8 protein-coding genes and 1 other RNA gene (1 of these 9 running past the window's edge) are annotated in these 9611 nt (G+C 56.8%); 8 read left to right on the top strand and 1 reads right to left on the bottom strand.

Annotated elements, in window-relative coordinates; translation table 11 throughout:
• Positions 1–1016 (bottom strand): bifunctional phosphoribosylaminoimidazolecarboxamide formyltransferase/IMP cyclohydrolase (gene purH / locus H5U36_02760; protein MBC7217094.1); only part of this gene is annotated, 1016 nt, incomplete at its 3' end.
• 107 nt (positions 1017–1123) lie between these two features.
• Between purH and rbsK the strand changes: the two genes are divergently transcribed.
• The 8 genes from rbsK to alaS form a co-directional block, all read left to right on the top strand.
• On the top strand, positions 1124–2080 hold the full coding sequence (rbsK, locus tag H5U36_02755; protein MBC7217093.1) for a ribokinase: 957 nt from the start codon (positions 1124–1126) through the stop codon (positions 2078–2080).
• Positions 2073–2711 (top strand): MgtC/SapB family protein, encoded by a 639-nt coding sequence (locus H5U36_02750; protein ID MBC7217092.1) that lies wholly within the window; start codon positions 2073–2075, stop codon positions 2709–2711. The genes rbsK and H5U36_02750 overlap by 8 nt, the downstream gene beginning before the upstream one ends.
• Before the next feature lie 23 nt (positions 2712–2734).
• Positions 2735–3997 carry a histidine--tRNA ligase gene (locus tag H5U36_02745; GenBank protein MBC7217091.1) on the top strand — a complete coding sequence of 421 codons (1263 nt, stop codon included), beginning with the start codon at positions 2735–2737 and terminating at the stop codon, positions 3995–3997.
• Positions 3991–5733 (top strand): aspartate--tRNA ligase, encoded by a 1743-nt coding sequence (gene aspS / locus H5U36_02740; GenBank protein MBC7217090.1) that lies wholly within the window; start codon positions 3991–3993, stop codon positions 5731–5733. Before H5U36_02745 ends, aspS begins: the two co-directional genes overlap by 7 nt.
• A gap of 60 nt (positions 5734–5793) precedes the next feature.
• A non-coding RNA gene (gene ssrS, locus H5U36_02735) (6S RNA) lies at positions 5794–5951 on the top strand.
• Between the two features lie 18 nt (positions 5952–5969).
• Entirely contained in the window at positions 5970–7913 is a 1944-nt protein-coding gene (locus H5U36_02730) for a S1 RNA-binding domain-containing protein (protein MBC7217089.1), read from the top strand.
• Complete coding sequence (locus tag H5U36_02725; protein MBC7217088.1) at positions 7910–8899, top strand: ExsB family protein; 990 nt, start codon at positions 7910–7912, stop codon at positions 8897–8899. Before H5U36_02730 ends, H5U36_02725 begins: the two co-directional genes overlap by 4 nt.
• 589 nt (positions 8900–9488) lie before the next feature.
• On the top strand, positions 9489–9611 hold the start of the coding sequence (alaS, locus tag H5U36_02720) for an alanine--tRNA ligase (protein MBC7217087.1). Its footprint extends 2028 nt past the window's final position; only the first 123 of its 2151 coding nucleotides appear in the window; it begins with the start codon at positions 9489–9491; its stop codon lies off the right edge, out of view.

Genomic DNA, 9611 nt, shown 5'->3' with positions numbered 1-9611 from the left:
GGATAGGAGGGAGCGATGAAGACCTCGAGGAAGAGGTTCCCGAAGACCTCGACGCTTTCCCGGGTGACGGGTTGGTTCATGGCTACAATCCCGCCAAAAGCCGAGACCGGGTCTGACTCCAAGGCTTTCTGTGCCGCCTGGGTGAGGTCCTCGTGTACTGCAACACCACAGGGGTTGTTGTGCTTCACGATGACGACTGCAGGTTTTTCGAATTCCCGGACGAGGCTGTATGCCGCCTGGACATCGTAGAGGTTGTTGAAGGAGAGCTCCTTTCCTTCTGCAAGGACCTCAAGGTGCTTGAAGAAACCTTCTCTGTCGAGGGAGAGGTCCTCGTAGAAGGCGCCTTTCTGGTGGGGGTTTTCTCCGTACCGAAGGGTGGTTTTCCTTCTCATGTGGATGGCCAGGTACTGGGGGAAGGAGTCCTCCCGGTGCACCAGGTCAAGGTACATGGCGATGGAACCATCGTACTGGGAAGTGCGGGCAAAGGCTTCGATAGCCCAGAGGAGGGATTTCTCCTCAGGGAAGCCTCCGTTTTTCCTCAGCTCCTCAAGGAGTTCCGGGTACTGGGAAGGGGAGGAGGCTACCACGACGTACTTCCAGTTCTTGGCTGCCGCCCGGAGGAGGGTCACGCCCCCAATGTCGATTTCCTCAACAAGGACGTCGAGATTCCTCTCGCCCTCCTCCACCTTTTTCTCAAAGGGGTAGAGATTGCAGACCACAAGGTCAATGGGTGCAATTCCATGCTTTTTCAGGTCCTCCATGTCCTCTGGTTTCTCCCGCCGGGCGAGAATACCTCCTGCAACGGCAGGATGGAGGGTTTTCACTCTTCCTCCAAGGATTTCCGGGAAGGTGGTGACCTCAGAGACCTCGGTCACCGGAATTCCAAGGTCCCGAATGAATCTTGCCGTTCCTCCGGTGGCAAGGAGCCTGACCCCGAGTTCTGAAAGGCCCCGGGCGAGCTCTGCAAGACCGGTTTTATCGGAGACACTCAAGAGCGCGGTGGCAATTCGAATCATTCTATCACCCCTTTCCTTTCTTCCATTGTACCCAAGGAGGAAGGCCGTGGAAAGGAGATATGGTACAATACCCAAGGGTTTTTGAAAGGAGAAAGAGGTGGGTACTCGTGGGGAGAGCGAAGGTTCTCGTCATCGGAAGCCTCAACATGGACATGGTTTTGAAGGTTGAACGAATGCCTGAAGCCGGGGAAAACCTTTTTGCCAAGGAGTTCTCCATGTTCCCCGGAGGAAAGGGGAACAACCAGGCCATTGCCTGTGCCCGCCTTGGGGCCGTGGTGAGCATGATTGGGAAAGTTGGGGACGACGACTTTGGGGCGCGGCTCCTCCTCAATCTCGAGCAGGAGAACGTGGACTACGCCTTTGTCACCAAGCAGCCTCTCACCCATACCGGTCTTGCCTTCATTTTCATTGATGAGCGTGGCGAGAACCGTATTCTTGTTGCTCCCGGGGCGAACATGAAACTCTCGGTGCGGGATATCGATAACGCTGTGGAGCTCTTCAAGTCCTGTGACTTTTTGCTTTTGCAGCTTGAAATTCCGCATGAGGTGGTCCATCGGGCCATTGAGGTGGCCCACCGTTTTGGAATGACGGTGGTGCTCAATCCTGCTCCGGCTCAGGAATTTCCCATCGAAATCTTGACCGCCAATGATATAATGACTCCAAACAAGTACGAGGCAGAAGTCCTAAGCGGTGTCACCATCACCACGCTGCAGGATGCGGTGCAGGCGCTCCGTGCCCTCCGCAGGCGATGTCGGGCCCGCACGGTCATAACCCTTGGGGAGATGGGAGCCATAGCAAGCTTTGGGGACAGAAAGTGCGTGTACCTCCCACCCCGGAGGGTCCAGGTGGAGGATACGACTGCCGCAGGAGACGCCTTCAACGCCGGGCTCCTTGTGGGTATAGCCGAAGGACGCGAGTGGGTCGATGCCCTGAAGATTGCCAACACCGCAGGCGCCATAGCCTGCACAAAAATCGGTGCCCAGAGCGCTCTACCGTACATGCGCGACCTTGAACGCTTCATCGCCGAACACGGGGAGGGGGAAGTGGAATTTCTCGATGCTTGAAGTTACAATCTTTCTCCGGCTCCTTGCCGCTTTCGTGGCAGGAGGAATTGTGGGCTGGCAGAGGGAACGGGCGGAAAAGCCTGCAGGCCTCAGGACGCATATTCTCGTCTGCGTTGGCTCTGCCCTCATGACCATGGTTTCCGTTTTCTTCTTCCGGTCGGACCCTGCCCGTATCACCGCCCAAATCGTGAGCGGCATTGGGTTCCTTGGGGCGGGGACGATTTTCCGCTACGGCTCAACCGTTGCCGGACTCACGACGGCGGCAAGCCTCTGGGCGATTTGCGGTGTGGGTATTGCCATGGGCGTGGGCATGTTCTTCCTTGGTTTTGCAGGGGTTGGCCTTATTCTCCTTGTGCTCTGGCTTTTGGAGTACTTTGAAGGGCATTTCCTGAGGACCAAGGGGGGATACGCCCTTGAGCTTCTCCTTGAAGATGAGCCGGGGGCTCTGGGGAAAGTCGGTTCCCTCCTGGGAGAACTCGGAGTGAACATTGATGCCGCTCGGGTCCGAAAGGAAGAGAGAGGAAGAGTACGATGCTCCCTCTGGGTCCATGCTCCAAAGGGAAAAAAGGTCGTCGAGGTGGCTTCAGCCCTTCGGGAGCTTGAGGTGGTGCATGAGCTTGAGATTCGGTGAGGAAGGGATGGCACGTGGCTGAGGTGATCAAGGCACCACGGGGAACTCGGGATATCCTCGGTGAAGAGACGCTTCTCTGGCAGCGCCTGGAGGAAGTGGTGCGGAAGAATGCGGCTCTTTTCGGGTACGAGGAGATTCGCACGCCCATTTTTGAGCATACGGAGCTCTTTGCCCGGGGAGTGGGGGAAGAGACGGATATCGTGCAGAAGGAAATGTACACCTTCACCGATAAGGGAGGACGGAGCCTCACCCTCCGTCCTGAAGGTACAGCTCCGGTTGTCCGGGCGTACCTGGAGCATGGCTTTTCGGTGAGCAACCCCCGGGTCAAGTGGTACTACATCGGTCCCATGTTCCGCTACGAGCGGCCCCAGGCAGGGCGCATGCGTCAGTTCCACCAGTTTGGCTTTGAGGCCCTTGGTTTCAACGAGCCCGCCTGCGACGCGGAAATCATTAACCTTGCCTGGACAATTTACCGGGAGCTTGGTCTTTCCGACCTCTCCCTTGAGGTGAATAGCATCGGATGCCCTGTCTGTAAGCCTCAGTACGTCGCAAGGCTCAGAGAGTACCTTACTCCTCTCGAGAGTCGGCTCTGTGCGAACTGCGCTCGGCGCCTTGCGAGTAACCCCCTGCGGGTTCTCGACTGCAAGATGGAGTCCTGTCAGGAAGTTTTTGGGGATCCCGCTTTCCCGAAAATCCAGGATTTCCTCTGTCCTTCATGCCGTGAGCATGAAGAGCGGCTCTTTGCAATTCTTGAGGCTCTTGGTATTCCCTTCGTTGTGAATCATCGCCTCGTCCGGGGGCTTGACTACTACACCCGTACCGTCTTTGAGGTCAAGGTGAAGACCCTGGGGGCGCAGGATGCCATTGGTGGAGGGGGAAGGTACGATGGCCTTTCCCGGGTGCTTGGGGGGCCCGATGTTCCCGGGGTTGGTTTTGCAGCAGGAATGGAACGCATTGTTCTTCTCCTTGAGGGAAGGGAGAAGCCTTCTCCTCTTTTCCGGGTGTACCTGGCGCCTCAGGATGAGGCGGCAGAAGTGGTGCTCCTTGATTTGAGCCGGGAACTTGCTGCCTCGGGTATTCCCTTTCACCTTGACTTTGCCTCAAAAAGCCTCAAGTACCACCTGAAGCGGGCCCAGAGAATGAACCTCCGGTTCGTTGTGATTGTGGGAGAAGAGGAGAGGCAGAGAGGCACCTTTGCCCTTAAAGACCTTGTCCTGGGAGAACAGGTACTCCTTTCCCTTCCTGAGCTCATCGCACGGTTACGAAAGGAGCGGGAACTATGCTGAGGACGCATACCTGTGGCGAACTCCGGAGAGCCGATGCGGGAAGAGAAGTTGTCCTTGCCGGCTGGGTGCATCGCATCCGGGACCACGGAGGCCTTATCTTTCTCGACCTCCGGGACCGGTGGGGGATAACCCAGGTGGTGGTGGACTCAAAGAACGAAAATGCCTATGCCACGGCTTCTTCGGTCCGACCCGAGTACGTGGTGCAGGTGCGGGGAGTGGTGCGGGAACGACCGGAAGGGCTTGTGAACCCTCGTTTAGCCACAGGAGAAATCGAGGTGCACGCTTTGGATTTTACCGTTCTCTCTCCTTCGGAGCTTCCTCCCTTTGAAATCGAGGGAAAAAAAGAGGTGGATGAGTCCCTTCGACTCCGGTACCGGTACCTGGACCTCAGGCGGCGCAAGATGCAGGAAAACCTCATCCTCCGCCACCGGGCGGCCCAGGTGATTCGCCGCTTCCTCGACGCGCAGGGTTTCGTGGAGGTGGAGACGCCGTTCCTCACAAAGAGCACTCCAGAGGGGGCTCGGGATTTCCTTGTCCCGAGTCGCCTGAGCCCGGGATCGTTTTATGCCCTTCCCCAGTCGCCGCAGCTCTTCAAGCAGATTCTCATGATTGCCGGGTTTGACCGGTACTTCCAGATTGTCCGTTGCTTCCGGGATGAGGACCTCCGAGCCGACCGGCAGCCGGAGTTCACCCAGGTGGACATTGAGATGTCCTTCGTGGACCGGGAAGACGTGATGGGGCTTGTGGAAAGCCTCATGGTGGTTCTCTTTGCCGAGGTCCTTGGAGTATCTCTTCAGACCCCCTTTCCGCGCCTTTCCTACGAAGAGGCCATGAAACGCTATGGGACGGACAAGCCCGACCTTCGCTTTGCTCTCCCTATTGAGGACCTCACCCCTCTTTTCCTTGGGGAAGGGGAGAGTTTCTTTGGACCACATGTGGCCGTTCGGGGTCTTTTTGTACCCCAGGACCATGGGTTCTCGAGGAAAAAGCTCGATGCGCTTGCCCAGGAGGCCAAGGAGAAGCACCTTGCCTTTTCCTGGGTTCGGAAAACTTCTGAGGACTTCTCCTCACCTCTCAAGGGGAAGATTTCGGAGGCTCTCTTCCAGCGCCTCGTGGCGCAGTACCCCTTTCAGGAAGGTTCGGTGCTCTTTGTTTCCTGGGGAGAGGAGGAGCCACTCCAGGAGTTCCTTGGGAGCCTCCGGGTGCGCCTTGGAGCAGAAATCAAAGAGAAAGAGCAATTTTCCTTTGTCTGGATTGTGGATTTTCCGCTCTTTGAGTGGAGTGAAGAAGAAAACCGATGGGTCTCGGTTCACCATCCTTTCACCGCGCCCTTTGATGAGGATATTCCTCTCCTTGGTACCGATCCGGCTCGGGTTCGGGCTAAAGCGTACGACCTTGTCCTCAACGGGTATGAGGTGGGAGGGGGGAGTATCCGAATCCACCGACGGGACCTCCAGGAGAGGATTTTCGCCCTTCTTGGTCTTACAGAAGGAGAAATTCGCGAAAAGTTTGGCTTTTTCGTCGAGGCACTCCAGTTCGGTTGCCCCCCTCATGGGGGAATCGCCCTGGGTTTTGACCGCCTCGTGATGCTCCTCTGTGGGGAGGATTCCATTCGAGAAGTCATTGCCTTTCCGAAGACCCAAAAAGGGGTGTGTCTCCTCACCGGTGCTCCCTCGCCGGTCACAAAGGAGCAGCTTGATGTCCTCGGCATTGCCCTCAAAAAGGGACGGGAGTAGTTGTCATTGCAAAAGGAGGTGGCTTGTGCTATTATCTTTCCGAGGAAGAAGTCTCGGTTTGTGGCCCTGCCCTGCCCGTGATGTCAAATGAGGCTTTGACCCAACACCCTTGTCCAGGGAGCCCGGACTTCAGGGAAACCGAGGTTTCCCCGAGAGGGCACCCACCTTTTGGAGGACGAGGATCAAAGCGGTTGGCACACGACAGCGGCGGGGTCACCCTGTGAGGAAGGAGTGTGTTGGGTGTGGAAAACGAAAGGGCAATGGAGCTGCTCCACGAGAACCTCGAACAAATCCGCGTTGTGCGTCCCGGCGACCTCATCAAAGGAAAGGTCATCAAAAAGGGTGACGAAGGGTACTTTGTGAACATTAACTACAAGGCGGAGGGAATTCTCCCCTTCCGGGAGCGGGCTCAGGGGCGAGAGGGGGAAGTCGAGCACGACCTCCAGGAAGGTGAAGAGGTCTGGGTCATGGTGACCCGGATTGATGACCAGGGGTATGTGTGGCTTTCCCGGGAGCAGGCCCGCTACCAGGGAGCCTGGATTGACATAGAGGAGAGCAAGGAGAGAGGCAAAGTCCTCACCGCCAAGGTCAAGCGGAAGGTTAAAGGCGGGCTCATTGTGGACATAGGCGTGAGCGCCTTTTTGCCCGCTTCCTGTGTCGATGTGGTTCCCCGCAACCTCGATGAGCTCATCGACCAGTCCATTGAGGTGAAAGTGATAGAGGCCGACCGCAAGACCCGCAACGTCATCGTTTCCCGCCGAGCGGTAATCGAAGAAGAGCTTGCCCGCCGTCGCCAGGAAACCATCGCCTCCCTCGAGGTGGGCCAGGTCCGAAAAGGCATCGTCAAGAACATTACGAATTTCGGCGTTTTCGTGGACCTTGGGGGCATTGATGGGCTCCTCCATATCTCCGAAGTCTCCTGGGGGAAGGTTGGGAAGCTTGAGGATCTCTTCAAGAAGGGCGATGAAATCGAGGTTAAAGTCATCGCCTGGAACCCGGAGAAGGAAGAAATCAGCCTGAGCCTGAAGCGCTTAACTCCTGACCCCTGGGAGCGTTTCGCCCAGGAAGTCAAAGTCGGCGATGTTGTGAAGGGCAAAGTTGTATCCCTCAAGGACTTCGGTGCCTTTGTGGAAATCGAAGAAGGCGTTGAGGGGCTCATCCACATTTCGGACCTCTCCTGGGGATACGTGAGGCATCCGCGGGAGGTCGTCAAAGTCGGGGACATCGTGGAAGCTAAGGTTCTGGAGCTTGACCCGGAGCGTCGGCGGGTTTCCTTAGGACTCAAGCAGATTTTCCCTGATCCCTGGGAGAACATCGAGGAGAAGTACCCCGTTGGGAGTACCGTCCGTGTCCGGGTGAACAAAATCAATACCCGGGGAGCCCTTGTGGAGGTCGAGGAGGGCGTAGAGGGACGCATTCCCCTTGAGGAACTCTCCTGGAAGCGAGTCACCCGGGTGAACGATGTGGTCCGACGGAACCAGCTCGTCGAGGCAAAAGTCATTGCCATCGATCGGGAGAGCCGCCAGCTCACCTTTAGCCTTCGTCAGCTCCGTCCGAATCCCTGGGAGAGCGTGGCGACGAAGTGGCAAGTGGGCGATGTGGTGGAGGGAAAAATCCAGCGCCTCATGAACTTTGGGGCTTTCGTTGAAGTCGCCCCTGAGGTTGAAGCGCTCCTTCCGCTTTCGGAAATCGCCTGGGAGCCGGTGAAGCATCCAAGCCAGGTCTTCAAGAAGGGGCAGACCGTTTCCCTGAAGATTATAGAGCTCAAGCCCGAAGAGCAGCGGATTGTGGTGAGCCGCAAGGCCCTTCTCCCCGACCCCTGGGAAATCATAAAGACGAGGTATCCTCTCGGGAGCATCCACGAAGGCAAGGTCGTCCGAATCGTGGACTTTGGAGCCTTTGTGGAACTTGAGGAGGGTTGGGATGGCCTTGTGCACATCTCCGAGATTTCTGAGGAACGTATCAGCTCTCCTCGAGATGTCCTCAAAGAGGGTGACGTGGTCAAGGTTAAAATCATCAAACTCGACGACGCAGAGCGGAAGATTGGTCTGAGCATCAAGCAGGCCCTCAAAGAGGAGGAAGAGAAAGCCCGGAAGGAGCAGGCCCAGGACGGGCGGATTACTCTCGGGGATGTCATCGGAGAGAAGCTCGCCACAATTCTCCATAACCTGAAAAAATGAACGTCGCTCTTGAGAGAGCTTCGCTTCTTTGTGCCACCCTTTGCGAGGAAATTCGGGAGGTGGCCTCCCGTTTCCGCAAAGTGGTGGTGGCCTTCTCAGGAGGAATGGACAGCACTGTTGCCCTTTTCCTCACCCTTGAAGCCCTCGGTCGTTCTCGGGTTTCGGCCGCGACCGTTGACTGGGGGCCGTACCTTCCCGAAAAGGCTCGAGAGAACATCGCCTTTCTCGTTGCTCACTTTGGAGTGGAACACGTGTACATCCCGGGGCAGAAGGCCCTTGAAGAGGTTGCCCGGGGTGGTCCTTCCTGTAACCTCTGCACGAAGAGGGCAAAACTCGGTCGCATTCGCGAGCACTTCGGAGAAGGAACGCTCATCGTTGGTGGGGCAAATAAAAGTGACAGCTGGGGACACCGGGGCGTGAAATTCCTCGGAGATACTTTTTCACCCCTTTTCGACCTCGGCAAAGAGGAGATTGCCGCTTTAGCAGCGTCCCTTGGCATACCCATTCGCCGGATTGGGGAGAACCGGGTTCGAGAGGGATGCTTTCTGAAACACCTCTTGAAGCCCCTTGCCGTCCCTTCCTTTCACGGGAAGGCCGTCGTGGAGAGCAATGCGCTGCTCCTTCGCCTCCTTGATGAAGCTTCGTACCCCCGGGATATTGCCAACGTCACGGTGATTGGTCCCCTCTCGGAGAACATTGCCCTTATCAACGTGTGGCCCCTTCCGGAGGAGACCTTTCGAAAACGCATTGCCGAGGCTATTTCCCGAATCCCTGAGATTTCGAAGGTCGTCTGGGTTGATGCTCCGCTCAGACTCTTTGTCCGCGCCAATCCGGGGATTTACCGGAACGACCTTTCGCGTTTTTGGCTTGCCCGAGGCAGAATCCAGCCCGATTTTGCCTTTCCGGTAGAGTGTGTCTTCTTGCCCTCGACGAACAGGAGACTACGGACGTTCCAGGTGGTGGATTACCGTGTTCACAAGCAGTGACATCAGGAGTCTCTTCCTCTCCTTTTTCGAAAAGCGAGGTCACAAGGTGCTCCCGAGCGCTCCTCTCATTCCCTCGGATCCTACGCTGCTTCTCACCATTGCCGGCATGGTTCCTTTCAAACCCATTTTCCTTGGGCAGGTGCAGCCGAGCTTTCGGCGGGTTGCCACGGTGCAGAAGTGCGTTCGGGTGAGCGACCTCGAGAAAGTCGGGTACACGCCGCGGCACCACACCTTCTTCGAAATGCTCGGCAACTTCTCTTTCGGCGACTACTTTAAAAGAGAAGCCTGCCAGTGGGCCTGGGAATTCCTCACCGAAGAGCTCCGTCTTCCCGTGGAGCGGCTTTCTGTTTCTGTCCACAAAAAAGACGAGGAAGCCTTCTCCATCTGGCGCGATGTTGTGGGGCTTCCGGAGGAGAAAATTGTTTTCCTCGGTGATGAGGACAACTTCTGGGCCTCGGGCCCCGTGGGACCTTGCGGGTACTGCTCGGAAATCTACTACGACACAGGGAAGGAGCGGGGTTGTGGGAAAGCGGACTGTCGCCCGGGATGCGACTGCGACCGCTTCTTGGAGATCTGGAACCTGGTCTTCATGGAATTCGACCGCCAGTCCGATGGGACGCTTCGGGAACTCCCGAAAAAAAACATCATGATGGTTCTGGCTATGTGGCTGTCTATGATTTGCTTAGTCATGTTAAGAAGTCTTTCATCCTGG

Origin of the sequence: Candidatus Caldatribacterium sp., assembly GCA_014359405.1 — a bacterium.
Classification (GTDB): domain Bacteria; phylum Atribacterota; class Atribacteria; order Atribacterales; family Caldatribacteriaceae; genus Caldatribacterium; species Caldatribacterium oleiphilum.
Note: the sequence above shows the minus strand (reverse complement) of the source record. Positions and strands in the feature narration are given on the sequence as shown.